Raw genomic sequence first — 22,074 nt, forward strand, 5'->3', positions numbered from 1 at the left:
ATTTGTAAGCGGTAACAAAAAACAGACTAGGAGGAAATCATGTGAGGAAGAGTCGTCGATTCATGTTCACGCTGTTGGTCATTTTATTAATGGTTTCGTCAGTGCCACTCCCTGCCACAGCCTATCAAAATCCGCAAACGTTACCGGATGAATGGGGACAATATGGACTCGGGGACCCCTATGTATTGAAATTTAATGGATACTATTACCTGTATGTAAGCACAAGAGATACGGACGACGGTGTCAAAGTCTGGAGCTCCAAAGACCTGGTGAATTGGTCGTACCGTGGATTAGCTGCAACAGATCCCATTACGCACGGAGCTTATGCTCCTGAAGTTGTTTACTGGAATGGCATGTTCTACATGTATACATCACCTGCCGGAAAAGGACATTACGTGCTGAGCAGCACAAGTCCTACCGGACCCTTCAATGTAGTAACGGGCAACCTTGGAAAGTCGATTGACGGTAATGTGTTCATTGACGATGATGGCTCGTTCAGCTTCTATCACGCAGCACAGGGCCGAATAGATGCAGCACCGATGAGCAGTCCGACTGAGATCGGAGTGAGTGCGTCTACAGGAGTGGGGATGGGAGGCTGGACTGAGGGTTCAACCGTCTTCAAACGAAATGGAAAATACTATATGACCTATACAGGTAACCACGTATTTAGCAAAGGATATCGGGTGGATGTGGCAGTTAGCACCACAGGTCCGAGGTCCGGATATGTTACGGATAGCACAAACCCGGTATTAATTCGTACAGAGGGTCCAACCGTGGGATTAGGACACAACACTGTAGTAACAGGACCTAATCTGGACACTCACTATATGATGTATCACAATTTGGAAGGTAACGGAATCATTGGACCGCTGCGGCATCTGAACATGGACCGAATTGTATGGAATAACGACAAGATGATCGTGCAAGGTCCGACTTCAACGGATCAACCCAATCCAGAAATGCCTGTTTTCTATGACTACTTCGATCGTACTGCAATCGGAAGTAATTGGTCCAACGTGAACGGTGGTAATTGGGGCATCTACAATCAGGAACTCATGTGGCAAAATTCAATGGGCAGCTCAACTTGGTATAAACAAGTGACGGCTTCGAGCAGCGCATCGGATTATACGGCTGAATTTAACATGAAGGAAATGAATCGGGGAACGTCCACCAATCCGAGATACGGCGCTACATTCTCCTATACGAATGAGAACAACTACGGTGTTGCGCTGATCAGTTCGAAAAACAAAAGACTTGAGACATTTTTCCGAATTAACGGTGTGGATCAGGCTTGGCAAACATTCGATCTGCCTGGCGACTTCAATTATTCGAAATGGCATAACATACGGATAGAAAAATCGGGATCAACGTTTAAATACTACGTAGATGGTATGTTCAAAGCAACGCGTACCGCCAATGTAGGAGCAGGCAAAATTGGTGTTCTGACAGAGGATACACATGCGGACTTCGGCTATACTGCTTTTAACAATGATGTGAACGGAAGCAGTGCATGGAATGCCTCCAAGCCGATTCCAGGAACAATCGAGGTCGTTCATTATATGAAAGGAGGCGAAGGTGTCGCTTATCACGATACAACGGCTGGGAACCTGGGCGGGGCTTATCGTACCGATGCCGGGGATATTCGCCTGAATAACGAAGGACTGTTCAACTTAGGCTGGAATCAGACGGGAGAATGGTATAAATACAAAGTAAACGTGGAGTCAAGTGGATATTACGATATTGATTTTCGCATGGCTATCTCGTTGGACGGGGCTCAGATCCGAGTGTGGGATGGTTCGACCGACTTAACGGGTATCGTCAATGTATCTAATACGGGCGGATGGGATAATTGGAAAAATATCTCCAAGAAAAAGGTTTATTTAAATGCTGGACAACGGGAATTAAAGGTTGAATTCGTAACAGGCGAGGCTGATTTCTCAAGAATGACGTTTCAGAAGAATGTTGATGTGACAAGTGTAAGTGATAATTTTAACGACGGCGACGATAATGGATGGACACGGTTTGAAGGAACCTGGGCTGTAGAGAATGGTGAATACAGTGCAGCGAGCACCGGACCTGCCAAATCTACATTTGGAGATTCAGGATGGGCAGATTATACGGTCGAGGCGGATATTAAGATGATTGACTCAGGGGGAGATGGGGGATTACTTGTCAGAGTGTCCAATCCATCCCACGGCACAGAACGAGGTCAGAACAATTATGATGCTTTACAAGGATATTACGCCTATCTGACCACAAGCGGAGTTAGTCTGGGCAAGATGAATTATAATTGGGCGCTCCTCAAGAGCAACGCGCAATCATATTCCACCAATACCTGGTATCATATGAAAGTTGCCGTTAATGGTACAAACATCAAAGTTTATGTGGATGATATGGTCACTCCGAAGATCGATTATACGGACAACAGCTTGAATCCGTTCACGCATGGCAAAATCGGTGTTAGAACGGCAAACAAGCATACACACTTCGATAACGTATCGGTTACTCCCTGAACCGGAAGCCAAGCGTTGAGAATGAAAATGGTTGTAACGAGAACTGAAATGCATATCAAGCCGCCAATTGGCGGCTTTTTTGCCTTAAACATGTAAGCTATTGCGACCAAATGATGCCTTCCTCTGATCTCCTTCACCACCGTCATTTCCCATTAGCCAATCCAACCCATTTCATTGATAATTAAATGATGGTTTCAACAGGAGAGGGTGGTTGGTAATGATGAAAAGTAGTGATCTGCTGATTGGATCGCATGTATCCTTTGGAGGAAAAGAGATGCTTCTCCAGGCTAGTAAAGAAGCCGCTTCTTACGGTGCATCTACTTTTCTGATGTACACTGGCGCACCGCAGAATTCGAAACGAAAATCTATTTCGCAATATAATATAGAAGCAGGTCATTTGCACATGAAGCAGCATGGCATTTCCAATATTGTCGTGCATGCTCCATTCCTGATTAATCTGGCGAATAGTTGCAAACGAGAGGTGTTTGATTTTAGCGTACAATTCCTGCGAGACGAGATTGAACGAACGGCATCACTTGGATCAAATCAGCTTGTTCTTCACCCCGGGGCCCACGTAAATGCTGGATTGGACATCGGTATTCGACAAATAATCCGGGGATTAAATGAAGTATTACAAGACGATAATCACCCGGAGGTACAGATTTCGTTGGAGACGATGGCGGGAAAAGGAACAGAGTGCGGAACAAGCTTTGAAGAACTGGCACAGATTGTCGATGGCGTGCAGCGGAATGAACGGATTTCCATATGTCTGGACACTTGTCATGTTCATGATGCCGGATACGATATTGTTGATAATTTTGATGGGGTACTTGAGCAGTTTGATAAGGTGCTTGGCCTTGATCGATTAAAAGTACTGCATATCAATGACTCCAAGAATGTGCGGGGATCGAGGAAAGATCGCCATGAAAACATTGGGCACGGACATATCGGACTTCAGACTTTGGATTATATCGTACATCATCCCCAGCTCGTGTCAATTCCGAAACTGCTTGAGACGCCGTCGATTGGCAAAATAAAATATAAAAGTGCACCTTATCGACATGAAATTGCCCTGTTAAGAAGAGAGTGCTCCGAACCCGTGCAGAAGGAAGAGGATTCTTTAGAAAACAGTAAATAGAGAGTATTCCAAACATTCGCTCACTCATTCCATGTTTATTCTCACGGGACATATGTTAAAATGGATGTAGAACGTTACTTTTTATTAAAAAGGAGGCCGCCATGCAGCCAATAGAGCCTCAAGACATCCAACACCGGATCAATCAACTTCTCGATCAGGACCTATATTTACACCTCGAACTCACGTCAGGTGCTTACGCCAGTCACTTCGATAGCACAAGGCATCCGGGGTCGGCATTCATTTCCAATGCGGTCATACGATATACGCAAGGATCTATCTCGGGCACAGGCCCATACCGAGTTGGTTTAAAAACCACTCACGGCTGGATATACGCTGAAGGACTTACACACATTGACGAGCTGGAACAAGAACGACTCATTCTGGCTGGTCACGATAGTCAAGGAAAGCTGGTTGTAGCTTTACAACTTAGTCGGGAATTGTTCTGATGAAAGCGGAGGATCAAATAAGCATGAATAACAAACAGATTGAACATCAGCGCATTTTAGTTGTGTTTCCCCATCCCGATGATGAAGCATTCACTGCTTCGGGAACGTTGGCGAAGTACATAGAAGGCGGTGCTCAAGTCACTTATGCTTGCCTGACTCTAGGGGAGATGGGACGTAATATGGGCATCCCTCCATTTGCCAACCGGGTCACCTTGCCAATAATCCGTAAGGATGAACTCATAGAGTCCTCCAATGCGATTGGTATTCAAGACTTAAGGATGCTCGGTTTTCATGATAAAATGATCGAGTTTGAAGACCCTGAGCTGCTAGATGGCCACATCTTAGCCCTGATCAAGGAGCTTAACCCTTCACTGGTCATTACTTTCTATCCGGGGTATAGTGTGCATCCCGATCATGATGCAACCGGAGCCGCGGTTACGCGAACGATTGGTCGATTGCCCGCAGAGGAGAGACCTATTGTGTACTGCTGCGCATTCTCGAACAATCACGAAGAGAGTATCGGGAAAGCGGATGTGATTGAAGACGTGAGCGGATTCCTTGCCAAGAAAATGGCGTCGATTCGAGCTCACCGTTCACAATTCCAAGCGCCGGAACTTGTCGGCAAGGGGAAATTGGACGATGAACAAATCCGAAATCGGTTTGGAAGAGAAGCATTTTGGACCTATAAGTTCAATTAATTTTACAATCTGTACAATCTAAATTACGTAAAAAGTCGCCATTATGGCGACTTTTTTTCGTTTTAAACATAACATATTGTTCAGATGGAGAATGGAGTGAGTAGGGGCAATCGTATGGTTTCCATGCGCTTCCATGGGTAATAACATATTGACTATTAAACTTGTAAGGAGTGATACAATTGAAAGAACTTCGTTCTGTTTTTATTAAAATCCCGATACTCGTTATGTTTGTTGCACTTACAGCTTGCTCTGGAGAAACAGAGCTGCCTGCAACCTCTGAACCATCAGCACCAACAAATGAGTCGGTTACAGCTCCAACCACAGAAAATGAGGAAACATCTGCAACGACAAGACCGCAAACAGAAAGTTTTGATTTGATGACAGGGGAGGGGAATTCATCACAAACGGCCACCTTGCATCAAGGGGAAGGTTTTACATTGTACGTGTTCGAGAAGTTTTCTTTTGATGCTGCCAAAGGCCGCTTGTCGCTGACAAGCAATCCGGACTACTATGTGGATATTGAACCACTGCCCTCAGATTATGATCTGGAAAAGCTTAAGACAACTGGTCAAGAGAACTTGGAAAAATTCGGTGCGGTGACTGATTATAGTGGCGAGTTGATTGAGCACCCGCTTGGTTTCGCCGAGCTATATCTTCAAGCTTCAGGTGAAAAAGGGATAAACGATTATATGGTCTGGAAATCAGAAAAAGGTGACGCTTTTTTATTCCGTCTTCACAATCCCAAAGGGGAAGAAGCTTCCGATTTCGCTAGTCCGGTCCTTGTTTCCTTATCTACGGTTCAGGGCGAATAGTCGTCATCGTCATCTTAAGGAGTGAATGGACATCGTAATGCCAAAAATGCGAAGAAAACGAATCATTCGAATTACTGCGATAGTCATTTTACTTTTGCTCATAACGTGCATCGCATTTGTTTATGTTAATGACAGACCTGGCGGACTAGCCGATCGGCGCATGTCCAAAGCAATGGGAATGAGTGAAACCATGCATATTCCTATAGGAAAAACTGCTGAAGAAGCGATCCGAAAGTTTAGAAATAATGATGATTCATTACAAATCATTCATCAAGAACCGGTAGACGGCGGCATAATTTTGTTCAAACAAAAAACGGGTCAGGAAAATAACAGCAATCTTCAGATGGAGTATGCTCGGAAAATAATATTCGGATGGAAGTGGGCATGGGGTGGCGGATATTCCATTGGTGAATCATCTCAATTCACGTCTGCACTGGATTACATGAGCATACCTGAATTGAGTCACATATCGACACCTTTCCCTATGCTGTTTGGACATATATTAGACCCGGCTATTCAGCGTGTAACAGTCGAGTTTGAGGGAAATGAGAAACCAGTAGTTGCCGAAGCCAAGTTGGTTGAGGTGGGGCCGGAAAGCATAATCTGGTTTGTATCACTGCCCTCGTCTGCAACAATTCCGTATGAAATGAAGGGATTCAACGATAAAGGAGAAATCGTAACCCATAAACAAATTGATGATCCGAATGGCATGGGCGCCATGGTTCTTGGAGAACGTTAAAGAGTGTTCGTACGGAACCTGCGAGTAGGGCGAGATCGTCAAGTCTGGAAGACAATAAAAAGGGAACAACCCACTGTTTAGGGTTGTTCCCTTATACGTTACAAGGAAAATTCGGGTTTACAAAAAAATAAGTAAAAGAATTCCGACTACGAAGCAATAGTATGAAAAGTAAATCAAGTTCCCTCTTGCCATAATTCCCATGAACCATCTCATTGAAAAGTAGGTTACGATAAGGGTCGTAATGAACGCTAAAATGTAAGGTATAGCTAACTGCGCTCGGTGCGGATCGGTTACAATGTCAGAAGCCCCTAATATTACCCCGCCAATGCTGATCGGAATGTAGAGCATAAAAGAAAATTTCAACGCCGTTTCTTGTTTCATCCCGACAGCAATAGATGCAATCACTGTTGCACCAGAGCGGCTTATTCCCGGAATAAGAGCCACCGCTTGAGCCAGACCCACCAGTACTGCGTCTTTCGCAGACAAATCCCCATCTCTTTTGCGCCCGCGAAGGTTTCGAATAAGCCACAGCGCAACCCCTGTGATCAGTAAACTAATCGCAACCGTATAGACAGAAGTGAATATTTCTTCAATTTTATCCTTGAATAGCACAGCCCCGATCGCAGCAGGCAGGGTACCAATGATTATGTATAGACAAAACATAAAATCTGCTCTGTACTCCGCATTGCGAGAGACTAGAAATCGCCAGCCTCCTACAATAAGTTTTTTGATATCTTCCCGAAAAATAAACATAATGGCAATCAGTGAGGCTGTGTTTGTCAAAATTTCAAAGGATAATCCGTTCTGCTGCATGCCAAGCAGTCGTTGAACGATAATCAAATGTCCGCTTGAAGAAACCGGAATAGGCTCTGTAGCCCCTTGTACGATACCTAATAACACATATTTCAACCACAAAATAAAGTCTTCCATTGTATACTCCTACTCATTATTTTCGATTAGCTTTGACATATTTCAGTTGGGCCACAATGATGACACTAATAATCACCAAAAGGAACCACGAACTTATCTTGCTAAAACTGACCAGTTGCCAGGAGTCATGCTGGTCAGGGTATTTCCAGCCGTTAAAAAATGTAGCTATATTTTCAGCAGTCCAGATGAAAAAACCTACGATGACAAAAGCGAGCGTTAACGGCATTCGATAGGTAGTTAATCGTACCCGATAGATAATCCATGTTTTACGAAAAACAATAAATACCAGAGCGGTCAACCACCAACGAAAATCGGGAATAAAATGATGTGTGAAAAAGTTGATATAGATGGCTCCTCCTAACAGAACCGAAGATGCAAACCCAGGCCAGCCTGTCATGTCCATACGCAATCTGCGCCATATTTGGCACATAAAGCTTGCTACACTTGCATACATAAATCCGCTATAAAGGGGAACGCCAAAGAGCTTGGTATAACCAGGCTCAGGGTATGACCAGGATCCCATCCACACCTTATACATCTCCAGTACCAATCCAATCACGTGAAATATACATATGACTTTGATTTCATCACGTGTTTCCAATCCGCTCCGGTACATAAGGTATTGTACTGCTAATAAAACAAGCAGAATGGCATCATAGCGATAAAGAAAGGGTATCTGAATTACGCTAGAAAGGGCCAACGTTCCAAAGATCGCCACAGGAAAAATGCAACTCATCGCCTGATGATAACCAAAATGCAGGAGCTGTACTAAAGGTTTCAAGTTATGTTTATCTCCTTCCTAAGCCTTGTTCATAATAATATATATTTGGTCGGTTTGTAAAAAGAGAAAAAAAGATCTATATATTTTCTTATTTTCAATTCGAGCTTATTCAAAGACAAAACAGGCCCCTCGTCAACTGGAGGGACCTTGTTTTTTGGCTAATTCAATTATGCATTTTCAGACAGCTTGTAGGCAGATTTAATCGTATGTTCAATGAGCGTCGCAATCGTTACAGGACCAACACCGCCCGGTACAGGTGTGATTGCTGAAGAAGGAACAAAGCAAGCTTCGTAGTCCACATCTCCGACGTTGCCTTTGTTATAACCTGCATCAATAACGACAGCACCTGGTTTAATCCAGTCTCCTTTAACAAAGAGCGGTTTGCCCACGGCTGCAATTATGATATCGCCAAGCTTCACGATTTCTTCCAGATTCACGGTTTTGGAGTGGCAAGTCGTCACCGTTGCATTCCGGTTTAGCAGCATGGCTGAGACAGGTTTGCCCAGAATTGGACTTCTTCCGATGACAACTGCATGTTTGCCCTCGATCTGAATATTGTAGAAATCCAAAATGCGCATAATAGCCTGTGGTGTACAGGAAGGGAATTCTGCGTCTCCAAAAGCATTAAGTGCAAAACCGAGAGTCGTAACACCGTCAACGTCTTTCTCGATACTAATGGCATCAAAAGCTGCTCTTTCATCGATATGATTCGGGACAGGGTGCTGAAGCAAAATACCGTGTACGGAAGGGTCATCATTTAGCTTGTTTATTTCTTGAATTAATTCATCCGTGGTGGTATCCGCAGAAAGAACGACCTTAATGGATTGCACGCCTAAGCGAGCACAAGCATTTCCTTTCATACGCACATAAGTCGCTGAAGAAGGATCATCTCCGACGAGAATTGTAGCGAGACAAGGCTGAATGCCTTTTTCCTTCAGAATGGCAACCTTCGAGGCCATGTCTTCCTTCATAAAATCCGCTACCGTTTGTCCATTCAAGATCAGTTTGTCAGTACTCATTTTCACATCGCCCTTTCAACATAAAAAAGAGGCAAGGAAATAAATATTCCTTACCTCTGCCCAGGCGTACGGCTTATTACTAAACCATATGCTCCCTCACGGTTCACCGTGTTCGCCAGTTACATATGATCGATTAAATTGTTTAGATTGATAGTACTTGAAAAAGCAAAATTGTTCAATAGTTATTGGATTTCTCTTATCAAGAGAGATGACCTTAAGGATTAAGTATCTCGTCTATTAATGAAAATTCAACACGATCTACTTTCCAGCCCTTATTTGTATAGACGAGTGTGGCACTTCGGTAGAGTGTTTCCTTGTTACCGTAAACGGAACTAGAACCCGAGTATTGACTTAATCTAGCTGTATTACTGTCAGGGTAAGTCAGGCTGGATTGGCTAATGATTTTGAATTTAAAGTCATATTCCAGCCCTTTATCCTGAATAATTTGATTGATAAAACGATCTGTAAAATAGGTGCTAAAGTACGTCCGAATTTGCTTAATCGACGACAGATTTGTCGCTTCATTTAATTTGTCAACGAAGATTTGCTGTTGTTTGGCCGTTATTCTCTTTGTATTGGGCACTTGCACTTTGGGTTTTGCCATCGTTACCTGTAGTTGCTTACCATCAAGAGTAATAGTTGCTTGGCTGGTTTGTTGATTCCATTGCACGTCAGCGCCTAAAGTTTGACTGATAAACCGCGCCGGGACATAGGTGGTGTTATCGTTTAATTCCGCAGGAACATCCAGAGAAACTACCTCTTGGTTAACCAGTATCTTTTTAGAGTTAATGGTCAAAAGTATTGTCGTTTCACCTTTGGTCATGGTGATATTTTTTAGTTCTTTGTTCCAGTTAACTTCCGCTCCCAAGTTTTCGGACACTGCCCGTAACGGAATTAGAACACGATTATTTTGTAGCATGCCAGTATCCATTGTGATGTACTGGTTTGCAGCTTCCCCGGTAGCCGCAAAGCTCGGCAGGATGAGCAGAGTCGTTGTCAGCAAGGAAATAGTGATTTTTTTAAACATAGGCTCCTCCACTAAGGATTAATTATTTGAATATGTAGACGTTATCAAAATAGAAAATGTTTCTGTATGTAAGATGCCATTTCCCAAGCAGTAAGGTAGCCTAGGGCTTAATTCTAATTTTTTTCTTTTACCAGAGGAAATAGTTGATAACTGTTCTCACTCGTGATATATTGTTAACAAGTAAACTATTTCGGATTAATTTCCTGAATTAGTTTAATCATTCAAGGTTTTTTTATTGTTTATAAGTAAATAAGGAGCGATTGAAGAATGGATTCAAACGATCGAACAAAACAGTTACTGTATGACCAATTTATCCGGTTTTTACATGTATATGAGAATCACAAGGATACGGAAATTGAACATTTTCTAAGTATCGCCCAGCGGGAAAGCATGGACAAAATCCCTCAGCATTTGACCGCGGTTCATATGATAGATTGCATTGGCAAGCATGAGCCTATAAACAACACAGGTATTGCTGAGGCGATGAATTTGTCCAAAGCGAGTATTACCAAGATCGGCAACAAACTGCTGGAGGAAGGATTCGTCAAACGTACGAAAATGAATGACAACAAAAAGGAGAGCTACTTCCGGTTGTCACCGCAAGGCAAAAAGATTTTTGAACTACATGAACGTTTACATGTACTTGAGGCTGAACGGTTCTATCGTTCTTTGGACAAATATTCGGAACCGGAGCTGAAAATAATACATCAATTTCTTCAAGACAGCAGCATGGATATGGAATCCAGATAAACTGAAGGAGAGTGAAACACTTGAGTCTGGCAGAATTAATCAGGGAACGCAGAAGTATTCGTAAATGTAGTTCTACACCGGTGGAACAGGAGTTGGTTGTTGAATTGCTGCACAAGGCTACGCGGCTTCAACCATCTGTTGAAGCTGGCTCATGGCGTGTTGTTTATGCCGGAACCCCCGAAGCACGCAAACGGTTGGTGGACTGCATGCTGGAACAGATGTCGCAGAGCAAGCTCGGCAAGTTGATTCCGGGAAAACTGCTGTATGTGTTTAAAAAGAGGTTTACCGATATTCCTGCTCATGTCATTGTTATGTCGACTGTAGGACCGGATCGTCTGACCAATGACCGCAATTATGCGGCTGCCTGCGGGATGATGCAGAGCTTCCAACTGCTGGGATGGGAACAAGGGTTAGGAATGCTGTGGGATACAGAGTCCATGATTCAGAATGAAGGCTTTTTCAAAGGAATTGGACTGCGTGAGGATGAAAGATTTGTTGGCATTCTTCATATGGGATATTACGACAAAGCGCCAAGAAGCCGGAAAAGAACACCAGCTGAGCAAAAGTGGACTGTATTTCAGGGTCAGACTACGTAGAAGGGAGGATGTAAATATGGAATTGTCCGATCTGCAAGGGGGCATACACAGTCCGAAATATTTTTTGGATCGACCGGTATCACAGGAGCTAATCCTTGAATTGCTCAATCACGCCGTGTGGGCGCCAAATGATGGACTTCGTGAGCCGTGGCGATTTATTTTTGCCGATAATCGTAATGGGAAACTCATGCAGGGAATGCAGGAGCACGCTCCAGCGTATCTTCTGGTTCTGGTGAAGGAAGAGGCGGATCATCATAAGCGGGAAGAGGACTTTGCAGCTGTCTGCTGTCTGATCCAAAATTTTCGTTTGCTTGCCCATGAACAGGGCCTGGGTGTGCGCAGTACGTTGCATGACTGGATGTACGACCGGAGTCGTGCTGAAAAGTTTGGCGTGTTAGGCAACGAGCGAATTGCTGCGGTTCTGGAATTGGGATATGGCGCTGTACAGCTGGAAGGGAAAACTGAGATAACAGAACCTCAGCTTCAGTTCGAACTGCTGTAGCGGAGAAGATATAGGAAAGAAAATTTAAATGAATGAGGAACGACAAAACCTTGATCGGGATTGTCGTTCTTTTTTGTGCGGTGTGTATCCGATTTGTAGATTACAAGTCAGCTATAGCGGATACACACACCTAATCCAGAGATTCACCTATTTTAGAAAAATGATATTCCTATAATGTGTTAATTACCTTGTTATGAGAATTGAATTGTGTTCTATTCTGTAAAGTAGATAAATCACCATCTAAATTCTTCAGGTTGGGAAGGAAAGCTGCGGCGACCGAACAAAGCAAGGGGAGCAGACCCAAAGACAAGAATAAGAAAGGCAGACCATAGAGTTCTGCAACCGCTGCACCTGCAAAAGCACCTACAGGCTGTAGTCCGCCACCAATGAGGAACCGTATTGAGTTGACTCGGCCTTGAAGAGGTCCGGGGACAAGTGTACCATGCAAAGCTGAACTGAGAGAACCAAAGAAAGGTCCTGCTGCACCAGCGGCACATAAGGCAACGAGCGCAAACGGATAACTCGGGAATAGGCCCAGTAAGGCGTTAAAAAGCCCGATGGCGGCTAGGCTGCACAACATAACTGTCCGTCGTCTTTTGATTTCACCCATCCACGAGATGACCAAAAGTCCTATTAATGTGCCACATGCTGAAGCAGTGGTGAGTGTACCCATAGCAGCGGCATCCCGATTTAACACTTCACGAACAAAAGGAATCATCATCGTCCAGATCGCTACAGAAGACATGTTGCTGATCGAAACCATTCCCATAATCGAAAGCATGGCCGGGAAACTACGATAAAAGGAGAAACCTTCATGGATATCTCTGAAATAAGCCTTAATTGAAAATGAGGACTTAGCTGCTACTGGCTTCTGCATTGTGGGCAGATAGAGCAACGTGGCAATGGCGGCGGTGTAACAAACGGCGTTGATGCCCAGCGTTGGCAACGCCCCAGCTACGGCAGTAAGAGCTCCGGCTAAGGCTGGGCCCAACAAAGCAGCTGCATTACGGCAGCCGTCGATTACCGCGAATGCACGCACCAATTTGTGTTTATCTGATAATCCTGGAATAATTGCCATTGCGGTGGGCATGAATAGGGCAGAACATGCCCCGCTTTGTCCTGCGGCCAGGAAAAGATGCCATAATTGCAAGTGGCCTGCGAGTCCCAGACTCAGCGGTAATAAGAGAGCAAGCAACCTAACAGAAGCAAGCACTGCCATGAACCGCCCTCGGTGTAACCGATCGGATAACGGCGAGCCGAGCAACCGAATGGCCACTTCTGGAATGCTAAAGCTTAGTGCCATCGCACCCATGGCCATCTTAGATGCAGTTATTTCATAGACAAGCCATTCCATAGCCAGAAGACCAAATACGTCACCAAATGAACTCAGAGTGACAGTCGCTAGTAAACCATAATAACTGCGCTTAAGCATGAGTGTTCCTCCGTGTGCGTAGGTTAAAGGGCATGATCATCATTCTTCAATATAAGCTGAAATCTGTTCCGAAAGCTTGTTGAGAGCTTCTAAACGCAAGCTGTAAGAGGTCGTTTTCTGGTTATAATGCACGATGACAAGCCCCGCTGCCCTTAATGAAATCAGGTGGTAGTGAACCGTACTTTTAGAAAGTTTAACCTCGCTAACGATCTCAGTGAATGTTAACTGCCTTCCAGCCAACAGGCGGAGGATATATAATCTGGTCTCGTCGGACAAAGCTCGCGTTAGACGCAACAACCGATGTTCAGGCCGACCCGTTGCTGGTGGGAGAATATCGGCAGAGTAACTTGTGAAAATCACTTCATCAAAGATGGCTGAGGTGACAAAGGGACGAGCATGATATTGAGGGATTAGAATCACTTGTTTGAGCAGAGGGGTGGGGTATAGACGCATACCTTCTGTTGCCTCCTCATAGACCTCTAAGTCATTGGTTCCGTTTAAACTGGACCGTCTGGTTTCAGCTTCTAAGGCGAGACCTTCGATAATCGCCGAATCAATTTGGCTGAAATAGTGGGTATCCCATTCACGCAGCGCTTCGGATGTCCGGCTGCGCAGTTCCGGGAGATTGGAGGGAACGGACAACTTCACATTAGCAGCGATGTCATATAGCTGGCCCGTGGTTAGGTCTTCAAGCCAATCCAAAAAACTACTCACTGAGCGTTCACCAGGACAACTCCAAATATAAGGTGCTAGGCTAAAATCATCTACAAGTTTCATCGTCTCCCGCATTTGTTGTAGTTTGGCAGGTGCGAACCGATCTTGTACTTCTCTGACCCATAGTTTTCCAGCATCCAGAGCATTATGATTCTGTTTACTCATGAAAACCGTCAGGCTGCTTACACATTCATAAATGGGCGCGAAATCAACTTCCACTTTGTAGTTCATAGCTCGAATTTCCCCCTGTTCTTTCTTGTTCTATGTTTATAGAACAACTAATTTGTTTTATTTTATACGAACAATCATGGGTTTGCAACAAAAATGTCCAATGATTTGCTTATTCTCTTCAACGAAAAAAGACGTTCCCACGGGTGGCGAGCACCTGAAGAAGCGTCTTTATGATTTATAATGACAGCAAAATGAGCAGTCTGGTTTTAAAATAACTGAATAATACTCACCGATAGTGTATATTGAAAATTTAATCTTGGTTGAGTGCTGCTATCTGATCTTTCACATTTACATTACTTAATCCCCCGTGGTAACAAATGACAGATGTAATATCGAAATCTGCATATTTTCTCAACGAGAGCTTTGCTGCGTTCATATCCGGTGTAGTCGGGGCGTGAATTCCACCAAGTATACCTTCTACACTGTACATGGAATCCCCGGCAATGAGCGTTTTACTTTCCTTCAAATAAAGACTGATATGACCGGGTGTGTGTCCAGGCGTGTGAATAACGCGAATCCCGCCGCAAAACGGCAGTTCCTGACCATCTATTAAAGTATGGTTTACTGTGCCCTTTGGCGGATTATCCAGGTGACCATCTTTTATCAGAGGCAGTTCCCCTTGGATGTACGGCTTATCCAATTCGTGTGCATATACATAAACAGCGTTGCCACGCGTCTGTAAAATCTCCGGTAGATTCCCTATATGATCGACATCCTGATGGGTCAAAATAACTGCATTTAATTGGTCTATTGAAACGCCAGCCTTCTCCATTGCCACACGTAAATCCTTAAATTGATCTGGAAAACCAGTGTCTATTAGAATAGTCATTTCTTGATCCTTTAAAAGAATAGGGTGTATCACATTCCCATGATAGTCCAGATGGAGCATTTCGACTCCCTTTGAAATTTCCATAATATTAATCCTCCGTAGAAAGAAATTTATAAATAAAGTATCTCTTTGTAAACGAATCAAGTCATTAAAAAGATACGGGATAGAATTGGAAAAAAAGATTATTGTTTTCTCGTGAACCAAACCAAGTATAGGATGATCTAATGAATAGAAGGAATGAAGGGAAGGGGGAGCATTGGTGGATTTATCAGAAAAAGCCGAACTTGCAAGGCAAGGAGATAAGGAAGCTTTTGTATTTTTAATACGTGCTGTTCAACAAAGCCTATTTGTTATAGGAAGATCAATCGTTAAAACGGATGAAGATTGTGCAGATGCGATACAGGAGACCATTGCTAAAGCTTTTTCTAATGTACATACACTGAAAGAGCCAACTTATTTTAAAACTTGGATCATTCGGATTTTAATCAATGAGTGTAATCGGATTATTAAGAAAAAAAAGCGAGTATCCCTTGTCCCTTATGATATGAGAAAGACATCTTATAAGGGGGATTTTGAACAAATTGAGCTGTTTGAGGTAATTGACGAATTGGATGAACAGCTTCAAACCATCGTGACACTTTTTTATATCGAGGACTTATCGGTCAAGGAAATATCTAGAGTGCTTGAAGTTTCTGAAGGAACAGTAAAGTCAAGGTTATTCAGGGCCAGACGACAATTATCAGAGCTCGTTCTAGAGGAAGGAGAGGGCAAATATGAATTTTCATGATCCGGTTGACCGTGAGATCAAGCAATTATTAAATGCTAAAAGAAAAGACCTGATCATTCCTGATAAAGTACAACTTGCTATGGAGAACGCACTTTCCTCCATTTCGGAGCAGAAGGTAAAAAAGAAATATCCCCATAAAAAATGGAGATGGGCAGCAGCAGCTTTAGCCCTCTTTTTCATCCTAGGAGCGGTTTCGATTTATTCCGTACCAACATTTGGTGAGATGATCCGGTCTTTATTTGCCAAGGATAACCCGGATATTGGACTTTTGCGGGCACAAGAATTGGGACTAGTGCATAATCCTCACATTAAAGTCAAGGACAAAGGTTATACGCTGGTAATTGATGAAGCAGTTGCAGACCCTACCCGAGTGACGATGGCTCTTCAACTCTTTGATAAAAAAGGTAAGCACGATCGCTATAAGTTACTCCTTGGAGATCTGAACAACATTACAATCAAAGATGCTAACGGTAAAGACTTGGACACCATGTACGATATGGGGTACACAAATGATTTTTATTATATGGTTGCTTTCTTCAATGAGCCATTGGAGACAGACAAGATTACGATAGAAGGGAATATTGGGACGCTTGGCAACAGAAACGAGCCTTCCATTGAAGGAGAATGGAACTTTAGCTTTGATATAGATATGAGAGAGGCTAACCAGCAAACGAAGATAGAAGAATTATCAGGTAGCTACACAACGCCACACGGAATGACAGTCACTTTAAAGAGGTTAACGAGAATGGTACAAGGAGTCCGTTTTGAACTGGAGACTGAACTTAATGATGCTGCAATGGCAAGGTCACCCGGTGATTTATGGGAAAAGCAGATGTTGAGCTTTCACTTTGAAACTAAAGAGAATGAAGAAATTCATTCGGTAAATTCGAGAAAGAATGGTGACATGGTTAGTCTGATGTCTACTGATTATGCAGTCATTGGAGACGGGAAGATTCGTTGGAGTTATATTTTCAAGTACTTGCCAGAGCATGAACCATATCGTTTTATTTTGGATGGTTACTCGGTCGCGGAAACAGACGGTAGCAGAATTTCCTTTAGGCCATCGGAGCTGATAGAACCCAAATCTTTTCAAATATTAACAGACCGCATAGAGTTGGTTGGGACGTCGCTTGAGGACTCACAAAACCCTGATGCCACATTTGAAACAGCCGTATCGTTCTACGGGGAAATGGATAACGAAATAAACAATGAAGAATGGAAAGCATACGATTCATCAGGCAAGCAGTATGACGTTAGTAAGTGGGGGATTTCAACCTTAAAAAATACGCTTTCTAATAATTGGAGAGAGGGATTTATTAGTATGGGGAATCGCGATACGCAGCAGCCTTATGAATATCGGATTATGGGGTTAGACGACATTCCGGAGGAACTTATCCTGGTAAGACGTGTAGTGGATAAAAGGTACAAAGACCCGGACTGGTCCGTAATGCTAAAATAATTTATTAATGTGTAGTCTATCCATCACTAATATCCTCAGCATCACTTTCACAGCCGCCCTTCTGGGCGGCTTTTTGCATATTTGTTTTCTTATAGGTACAAGTCGATTTTTAGAAGGAAAGCAGATATAGATCTAAACATATTAGAGATTAATCTTTAATTTGTCAGGTTTTTATGTAACCGCTATCATTCTATAATTTAGTCAGAAAGGAGGTGGAAGTAAAAAAAATAATTGCATCAAATGGTAATTGAAAACTTCAACCGAGAATCAGACGAAAGCAGTCGATAGGGCAAATACAATCATATTGGGAGGTAGAGTATGTTTAAATTTAGCAAAAAAATGATGACGGTCATTCTTGCGGCTTCCATGAGTTTTGGCGTGTTTGCAGCAACCTCAAGTGCAGCGACAGATTATTGGCAGAATTGGACCGATGGCGGCGGTACGGTTAATGCCGTGAATGGATCAGGCGGCAATTACAGTGTGACATGGCAGAATACGGGGAACTTTGTTGTTGGTAAAGGCTGGAATGTTGGATCTCCAAACCGGACAATTAACTATAATGCTGGGGTTTGGTCTCCATCCGGTAATGGATATTTGACACTTTACGGGTGGACAAGAAATGCACTTATTGAATATTACGTTGTAGATAGTTGGGGCACATACCGACCAACCGGAACGTTTAAAGGTACTGTCAACAGTGATGGAGGAACCTATGACATCTATACAACGATGCGATACAATGCACCTTCCATTGACGGTACACAAACCTTTGCCCAGTACTGGAGCGTAAGACAATCGAAGAGAGCGACCGAGGTTAACTCCGCTATTACATTCAGCAACCATGTGAACGCATGGGCAAGTAAAGGAATGAATCTGGGTAGCAGTTGGTCATACCAGGTGTTAGCGACAGAAGGATATCAAAGCAGCGGAAGTTCCAACGTAACGGTGTGGTAAGTAATCCACGGTAAGCAACCCCATTTAACGTAAGTAAAACAGATTTTTATACATTAAGGACAGGCTCAATGCCTTTTCCTCAGTTCTACTTTCAGTCCGGATATGTTGAAGGCCGTTTCAGCCAGACAAATGGCCTTCGACGTTGCCGGATACGAAATGATAGGTATCATAGGCCATTTTTTATTTTCCATTCGCTTAAAGGAGATTGTTCAATGAGAAAGCTATTAATGTTCTTTTTAATAGCAACAATGCTAGGGATTACTGCCTGCTCGCAGGATAAACCCGAACCGAAGGATAACCTTGTATTCGTGCAAGGTGGAATGTTTAAGAGTAACAAGTCCAATTTTGCTGGAAGAAATGCGACCCTTTCGAACTTTTATATCGGAAAATATGAGGTAACTCAAAAAGAGTGGGAAAATGTCATGGGAAATAATCCCTCCGAATTCAAAGGAGATCAATTACCGGTAGAAATGGTGAGTTGGTATGATGCGATAGAGTATTGCAATCTAAGAAGTATACAAGAGGGCTTGAAGCCGCATTACAACATCGATAAGGATACCCAAGACCTTAATAATAAGAATGAGAACGATAATATTAAATGGATAGTAACGATTAATGAGGGAACTAACGGTTACCGACTGCCTACAGAAGCGGAATGGGAATATGCCGCAAGCGGAGGTCAGGAGAGCAAGAATTACACATACAGCGGCAGCAACAACGCCGACAAAGTCGCATGGTATTGGAAGAACGCCGGGGACAAAATCTTAACTGGAGACTGGAACTGGCCTGCCATAGAGAGCAACAAAACCAAAACCAAATCGATTGGTACCCAACAGCCCAACGAGCTTGGAATCTACGATATGTCTGGCAATGTAAGAGAATGGTGCTGGGACTGGTACAGCGATGCTGAGAGCCAAATGGCTTCATTTCGGGTAATAAAAGGCGGGGGCTGGATCGGTGGTGTCAACAATAACGAGATCGCTTTTCGAGGCAAATTCGATGCAAATGGTTTTGGTCTGGATCAGGGGTTTCGTGTTGTTCGCGGAGAATAGTCGAAACGTTGTAAAGTACCCAAATAGTTTAAGACGGCCCTATATGCTGCAAAGTAGGTCGTTGAACATAAAGAGATGCCCACGCTAATGCAGATTAGCCGGGGCATCTCTTTTTGAAATGCTTGTATTTCATTCTAATGCACAGGATCGGAAAGGTGATGCATTGTTTGTCGTACAAATCGACCCTTTATTTTGCAGGATCAAAAAGTATCCTACGACACAAAAATGATCGGATCATACAAAAAAGTGCGTACTATTCAACGATCAGGGCACCTGATAATCTAACATTCGAAGGGCAAGTTGAATTGTAGTTCAATATAAAAATCGTACTGAAGGGGTGGGAAAAATGCCAGCGTATCAACTTCACTTGAAAGATAAACGGATCGTATGGGGAAACGCAATAGATGTGGAGTCTCTCATTGGCACATATCCACAGGATTCAATTAGACCAGGAGAGAATGCGGCTTTGGATTGGAAATTGCCTAATGGCATATATAGAGCAAAAGAGGTCGTCATAGAGCTGGATAAACTGTTTGAGGCGATACTGGTTCAGCTGGGCGAACCGATAGAAGGTAATCCTTCGGTGTTATTGGACAGCCTTCAGGCCAATTTGGCGATCTCCGGTGATCTTTCATCACTACCGCTTGGACCTTTGGCTTTGAAGGATAAGGCAGGTGTTGAAGTTACGGCACAGGCGGCACGTATCGGTGAACAATTGGTTCTCTGGGCACGAGAGATTAATTCTGAAAAGAGGGCACTGGCACAATATGGACCGGAAACTCTAGGAGAGCTGGAATTTAGAAGTCATTGCTATGGTCATACCCTGATACCGGAAGCTATTGCTCAGGTTTGGGGTCCCGCTGGGGGACCAAGAGTTATGCAGTTATATAATGAATACTTGCACCAATTTGTATTGCTGCGGGATGCATTACTTCCCTTTGCCAATTGGGAACAAGTACCGTTTGAAGTCATGGAACACACGCAATTCAAAGGATTACGTTTTCTGGAGCCTGCCCGTAAGGTCTTTTTAACTCAATTGCTCGGGAAGGAATTAACTCACAAGGCGATTGTTCAATATGCACAGAGTGTGCTTAGCTCGAGTTTGACCTCTGCTGGTTACGGCTTTCAATATCCTTTGGGAACTGTGTTGCCCGCTGGCTTGGGAGAGTCGGCTGGTACGGCTGCACGTTATCTTCTGAAGTGGCATCCGGTACAAACCATTGAGACTGAAGATACAAAAGATTTAGTTGCCATCTCTTTCGAATATGAATATGACGATTATTATGCTGCACCACGCGACGAAGCAGGAACGGGTATACCTGGCAGCAAGGATCACTTTCACATTTCAGAGGATCATAGTGATCTTCCATCCATCGCACGGCTGCTTCCGAATACAGATTCAGATCGAACGACCTTGCGTTTCAGACTGGAGAGGGAAGGTCATGTATCATCTAGTGTAGAATCTAGTGTGGATCTCGGTCAGCTCTTCAGGGGACATCGATTTTCATATCGGCCTGAAAAGAACAACCATTCCAAGGATGCTACTGTGAAGCGAACATCGACCAGCATTCATCAGGTAGCAGACATTTTGTCGCATTCCGGATTGGTGACAAATACGGACAATGGAGTCCATGTCATACCAACAGGCGGAAATGAACTTGTACAGTGGGCTTTGTTAGGCAAGCTGTATCCCGAAAATGTGGTGTTAGTGGACAAAGGAGATCAAGAGGAGCTGGAAGCAGCTTTGGTTTCTGGGAAGGGGTATGGAACGCAATTTTTGGTGTTGTAATGCTATAAACCATTCGTGACAGATGATATGACGACGGCAGCGTACTCGTACAGAGCTGCTGCCGTCTAATTACGACTACTTTAATTTACATTAGCGATGTCGCGGCGAGAGTCATCATTGTCGCAAGATACTTCGTCGGGGAATTTCTCGATATAAGTCGTACCAAACTTGCACAACATCTGTAGCATGGGGGCCAGTTCCTCGCCCAGATCGGACAAATAATATTCTACTTTTGGCGGTGCAACCGGATAGACCTTGCGAATAATCAAACCGTCGCTTTCAAGCATTCTGAGCTGCATTGTAATCATGCGTTGAGTTGCGTCCGGAAGAAGTCGCTGAAGTTCATTAAACCGAATGGGACCTTTAGTTAAGTGATTGAGTATAGAAATTTTCCATTTACCGCTAAGTAAGCTCATGACAATTTCCGAGGTACAGCTATAGGTTTTATTTCTAAAGTTAATCATCCTCCAACACATCTCTTTCACTTTGATTTTGTACTCCCCACTCACATAAACCTTCCAGAACAGGCAATAACGTTTCCGCTTTATCGGTCAGTCTGTACTCGACTTTAGGCGGGACTTGTGGATACTCTTTCCGTTCGACCATACCATCCGCTTCTAATTCTTTTAGTTGTGAACTCAGTGTTTTAAACGTAATCGCTCCAATTTGTCTTTTCAGTTCATTAAAGCGTACCGGTTGGTTTTCTGCCAAAAGATAAATAATGACCATCTTCCATTTGCCGCCAATGACAGACAATGTATAGCCAAAAGGCGTATCTTGAATATGTTTAACCTTACCTTGATATTCAGCCATGCTCATATTTATGCTATCCTTTCGGGTAGTACCTGTCATAATAGTGCGTACTACTTTTTGATT

The 22,074-nt window shown here is 43.5% G+C and carries 23 protein-coding genes and 1 riboswitch; of the genes, 14 read left to right on the forward strand and 9 right to left on the reverse strand.

Features of this window, described 5'->3' with window-relative positions; translation table 11 throughout:
- Window positions 1-41: 41 nt before the first annotated feature.
- From AC4PM4_RS03105 to AC4PM4_RS03130, 6 genes are all read left to right on the forward strand, one after another.
- Window positions 42-2,513, forward strand: a complete 2,472-nt coding sequence (locus AC4PM4_RS03105; RefSeq protein WP_491612728.1) for a family 43 glycosylhydrolase — start codon at window positions 42-44, stop codon at window positions 2,511-2,513.
- 217 nt (window positions 2,514-2,730) lie between these two features.
- Window positions 2,731-3,651, forward strand: coding sequence for a deoxyribonuclease IV (locus AC4PM4_RS03110; RefSeq protein ID WP_240321384.1), 921 nt, complete (start codon window positions 2,731-2,733; stop codon window positions 3,649-3,651).
- Between the two features lie 101 nt (window positions 3,652-3,752).
- Complete coding sequence (locus AC4PM4_RS03115) at window positions 3,753-4,097, forward strand: YojF family protein (protein WP_024631702.1); 345 nt, start codon at window positions 3,753-3,755, stop codon at window positions 4,095-4,097.
- A gap of 23 nt (window positions 4,098-4,120) precedes the next feature.
- Complete coding sequence (bshB2, locus tag AC4PM4_RS03120; protein ID WP_079696165.1) at window positions 4,121-4,795, forward strand: bacillithiol biosynthesis deacetylase BshB2; 675 nt, start codon at window positions 4,121-4,123, stop codon at window positions 4,793-4,795.
- A 179-nt stretch (window positions 4,796-4,974) separates the two neighbouring features.
- Complete coding sequence (locus AC4PM4_RS03125; protein ID WP_274566939.1) at window positions 4,975-5,607, forward strand: DUF8580 domain-containing lipoprotein; 633 nt, start codon at window positions 4,975-4,977, stop codon at window positions 5,605-5,607.
- 46 nt (window positions 5,608-5,653) lie between these two features.
- Window positions 5,654-6,346 (forward strand): hypothetical protein, encoded by a 693-nt coding sequence (locus AC4PM4_RS03130; RefSeq protein ID WP_491612729.1) that lies wholly within the window; start codon window positions 5,654-5,656, stop codon window positions 6,344-6,346.
- A gap of 117 nt (window positions 6,347-6,463) precedes the next feature.
- Here AC4PM4_RS03130 and AC4PM4_RS03135 read toward each other — a convergent pair whose 3' ends face one another.
- From AC4PM4_RS03135 to AC4PM4_RS03150, 4 genes are all read right to left on the reverse strand, one after another.
- Window positions 6,464-7,276, reverse strand: a complete 813-nt coding sequence (locus AC4PM4_RS03135; protein ID WP_063565034.1) for an undecaprenyl-diphosphate phosphatase — start codon at window positions 7,274-7,276, stop codon at window positions 6,464-6,466.
- A gap of 16 nt (window positions 7,277-7,292) precedes the next feature.
- The gene (locus AC4PM4_RS03140) at window positions 7,293-8,057 is read right to left on the reverse strand and encodes a DUF817 domain-containing protein (protein ID WP_072732831.1); all 765 of its coding nucleotides are present in this window, start codon (window positions 8,055-8,057) and stop codon (window positions 7,293-7,295) included.
- 167 nt (window positions 8,058-8,224) lie between these two features.
- Window positions 8,225-9,076, reverse strand: a complete 852-nt coding sequence (locus tag AC4PM4_RS03145) for a bifunctional 5,10-methylenetetrahydrofolate dehydrogenase/5,10-methenyltetrahydrofolate cyclohydrolase (RefSeq protein ID WP_063565033.1) — start codon at window positions 9,074-9,076, stop codon at window positions 8,225-8,227.
- Between the two features lie 51 nt (window positions 9,077-9,127).
- A riboswitch (ZMP/ZTP riboswitch) is annotated at window positions 9,128-9,209 on the reverse strand.
- Window positions 9,210-9,290: 81 nt separating this feature from the next.
- Window positions 9,291-10,103, reverse strand: coding sequence for a stalk domain-containing protein (locus tag AC4PM4_RS03150; protein WP_491612730.1), 813 nt, complete (start codon window positions 10,101-10,103; stop codon window positions 9,291-9,293).
- Between the two features lie 267 nt (window positions 10,104-10,370).
- Between AC4PM4_RS03150 and AC4PM4_RS03155 the strand changes: the two genes are divergently transcribed.
- The 3 genes from AC4PM4_RS03155 to AC4PM4_RS03165 are packed head-to-tail and all read left to right on the forward strand — an operon-like array spanning window position 10,371 to window position 11,951.
- On the forward strand, window positions 10,371-10,853 hold the full coding sequence (locus AC4PM4_RS03155) for a MarR family transcriptional regulator (RefSeq protein ID WP_175382819.1): 483 nt from the start codon (window positions 10,371-10,373) through the stop codon (window positions 10,851-10,853).
- An 11-nt stretch (window positions 10,854-10,864) separates the two neighbouring features.
- Complete coding sequence (locus AC4PM4_RS03160) at window positions 10,865-11,449, forward strand: nitroreductase family protein (protein ID WP_491612731.1); 585 nt, start codon at window positions 10,865-10,867, stop codon at window positions 11,447-11,449.
- A 16-nt stretch (window positions 11,450-11,465) separates the two neighbouring features.
- Window positions 11,466-11,951, forward strand: coding sequence for a nitroreductase family protein (locus AC4PM4_RS03165; RefSeq protein WP_063565029.1), 486 nt, complete (start codon window positions 11,466-11,468; stop codon window positions 11,949-11,951).
- Between the two features lie 169 nt (window positions 11,952-12,120).
- On the opposite strand, the gene AC4PM4_RS03170 is transcribed toward AC4PM4_RS03165, so the two are convergent.
- The 3 genes from AC4PM4_RS03170 to AC4PM4_RS03180 form a co-directional block, all read right to left on the reverse strand.
- Window positions 12,121-13,383: an MFS transporter gene (locus AC4PM4_RS03170; protein WP_491612732.1), complete on the reverse strand. Its 1,263-nt coding sequence runs from the start codon at window positions 13,381-13,383 to the stop codon at window positions 12,121-12,123.
- A 39-nt stretch (window positions 13,384-13,422) separates the two neighbouring features.
- The gene (locus tag AC4PM4_RS03175) at window positions 13,423-14,328 is read right to left on the reverse strand and encodes an ArsR/SmtB family transcription factor (RefSeq protein WP_079696066.1); all 906 of its coding nucleotides are present in this window, start codon (window positions 14,326-14,328) and stop codon (window positions 13,423-13,425) included.
- A gap of 250 nt (window positions 14,329-14,578) precedes the next feature.
- Window positions 14,579-15,241, reverse strand: coding sequence for an MBL fold metallo-hydrolase (locus tag AC4PM4_RS03180; protein ID WP_491612733.1), 663 nt, complete (start codon window positions 15,239-15,241; stop codon window positions 14,579-14,581).
- 175 nt (window positions 15,242-15,416) lie between these two features.
- Here AC4PM4_RS03180 and AC4PM4_RS03185 point away from each other — a divergent pair, with 175 nt between their 5' ends.
- From AC4PM4_RS03185 to AC4PM4_RS03205, 5 genes are all read left to right on the forward strand, one after another.
- Window positions 15,417-15,944 carry a sigma-70 family RNA polymerase sigma factor gene (locus AC4PM4_RS03185; RefSeq protein WP_090806298.1) on the forward strand — a complete coding sequence of 176 codons (528 nt, stop codon included), beginning with the start codon at window positions 15,417-15,419 and terminating at the stop codon, window positions 15,942-15,944.
- A complete protein-coding gene (locus tag AC4PM4_RS03190) occupies window positions 15,931-17,403 on the forward strand; it encodes a DUF4179 domain-containing protein (protein ID WP_491612734.1) in 1,473 nt (490 codons plus the stop codon). Before AC4PM4_RS03185 ends, AC4PM4_RS03190 begins: the two co-directional genes overlap by 14 nt.
- Window positions 17,404-17,721: 318 nt before the next feature.
- Entirely contained in the window at window positions 17,722-18,357 is a 636-nt protein-coding gene (locus AC4PM4_RS03195) for a glycoside hydrolase family 11 protein (RefSeq protein ID WP_491612735.1), read from the forward strand.
- Between the two features lie 212 nt (window positions 18,358-18,569).
- On the forward strand, window positions 18,570-19,409 hold the full coding sequence (locus AC4PM4_RS03200) for a formylglycine-generating enzyme family protein (protein ID WP_491612736.1): 840 nt from the start codon (window positions 18,570-18,572) through the stop codon (window positions 19,407-19,409).
- A gap of 346 nt (window positions 19,410-19,755) precedes the next feature.
- The gene (locus tag AC4PM4_RS03205; RefSeq protein WP_491612737.1) at window positions 19,756-21,198 is read left to right on the forward strand and encodes a hypothetical protein; all 1,443 of its coding nucleotides are present in this window, start codon (window positions 19,756-19,758) and stop codon (window positions 21,196-21,198) included.
- Window positions 21,199-21,278: 80 nt separating this feature from the next.
- Here AC4PM4_RS03205 and AC4PM4_RS03210 read toward each other — a convergent pair whose 3' ends face one another.
- Entirely contained in the window at window positions 21,279-21,662 is a 384-nt protein-coding gene (locus AC4PM4_RS03210; RefSeq protein WP_491612738.1) for a winged helix-turn-helix transcriptional regulator, read from the reverse strand.
- On the reverse strand, window positions 21,655-22,017 hold the full coding sequence (locus AC4PM4_RS03215) for a winged helix-turn-helix transcriptional regulator (RefSeq protein ID WP_063565019.1): 363 nt from the start codon (window positions 22,015-22,017) through the stop codon (window positions 21,655-21,657). The genes AC4PM4_RS03210 and AC4PM4_RS03215 overlap by 8 nt, the downstream gene beginning before the upstream one ends.
- Window positions 22,018-22,074 lie beyond the last annotated feature (57 nt).

The organism is Paenibacillus sp. MDV22-iso6 (assembly GCF_058408365.1).

Bases quoted from the DNA above. Each gene is read 5' to 3' on its own strand.
- AC4PM4_RS03110 (WP_240321384.1), top strand. From the start codon at position 2,731: ATGATGAAAAGTAGTGATCTGCTGATTGGATCGCATGTATCCTTTGGA.
- AC4PM4_RS03115 (WP_024631702.1), top strand. From the start codon at position 3,753: ATGCAGCCAATAGAGCCTCAAGACATCCAACACCGGATCAATCAACTT.
- bshB2 (WP_079696165.1), top strand. From the start codon at position 4,121: ATGAATAACAAACAGATTGAACATCAGCGCATTTTAGTTGTGTTTCCC.
- AC4PM4_RS03130 (WP_491612729.1), top strand. From the start codon at position 5,654: ATGCGAAGAAAACGAATCATTCGAATTACTGCGATAGTCATTTTACTT.
- AC4PM4_RS03135 (WP_063565034.1), bottom strand. From the start codon at position 7,276: ATGGAAGACTTTATTTTGTGGTTGAAATATGTGTTATTAGGTATCGTA.
- AC4PM4_RS03145 (WP_063565033.1), bottom strand. From the start codon at position 9,076: ATGAGTACTGACAAACTGATCTTGAATGGACAAACGGTAGCGGATTTT.
- AC4PM4_RS03150 (WP_491612730.1), bottom strand. From the start codon at position 10,103: ATGTTTAAAAAAATCACTATTTCCTTGCTGACAACGACTCTGCTCATC.
- AC4PM4_RS03155 (WP_175382819.1), top strand. From the start codon at position 10,371: ATGGATTCAAACGATCGAACAAAACAGTTACTGTATGACCAATTTATC.
- AC4PM4_RS03165 (WP_063565029.1), top strand. From the start codon at position 11,466: ATGGAATTGTCCGATCTGCAAGGGGGCATACACAGTCCGAAATATTTT.
- AC4PM4_RS03170 (WP_491612732.1), bottom strand. From the start codon at position 13,383: ATGCTTAAGCGCAGTTATTATGGTTTACTAGCGACTGTCACTCTGAGT.
- AC4PM4_RS03175 (WP_079696066.1), bottom strand. From the start codon at position 14,328: ATGAACTACAAAGTGGAAGTTGATTTCGCGCCCATTTATGAATGTGTA.
- AC4PM4_RS03180 (WP_491612733.1), bottom strand. From the start codon at position 15,241: ATGGAAATTTCAAAGGGAGTCGAAATGCTCCATCTGGACTATCATGGG.
- AC4PM4_RS03190 (WP_491612734.1), top strand. From the start codon at position 15,931: ATGAATTTTCATGATCCGGTTGACCGTGAGATCAAGCAATTATTAAAT.
- AC4PM4_RS03195 (WP_491612735.1), top strand. From the start codon at position 17,722: ATGTTTAAATTTAGCAAAAAAATGATGACGGTCATTCTTGCGGCTTCC.
- AC4PM4_RS03200 (WP_491612736.1), top strand. From the start codon at position 18,570: ATGAGAAAGCTATTAATGTTCTTTTTAATAGCAACAATGCTAGGGATT.
- AC4PM4_RS03205 (WP_491612737.1), top strand. From the start codon at position 19,756: ATGCCAGCGTATCAACTTCACTTGAAAGATAAACGGATCGTATGGGGA.
- AC4PM4_RS03210 (WP_491612738.1), bottom strand. From the start codon at position 21,662: ATGATTAACTTTAGAAATAAAACCTATAGCTGTACCTCGGAAATTGTC.
- AC4PM4_RS03215 (WP_063565019.1), bottom strand. From the start codon at position 22,017: ATGAGCATGGCTGAATATCAAGGTAAGGTTAAACATATTCAAGATACG.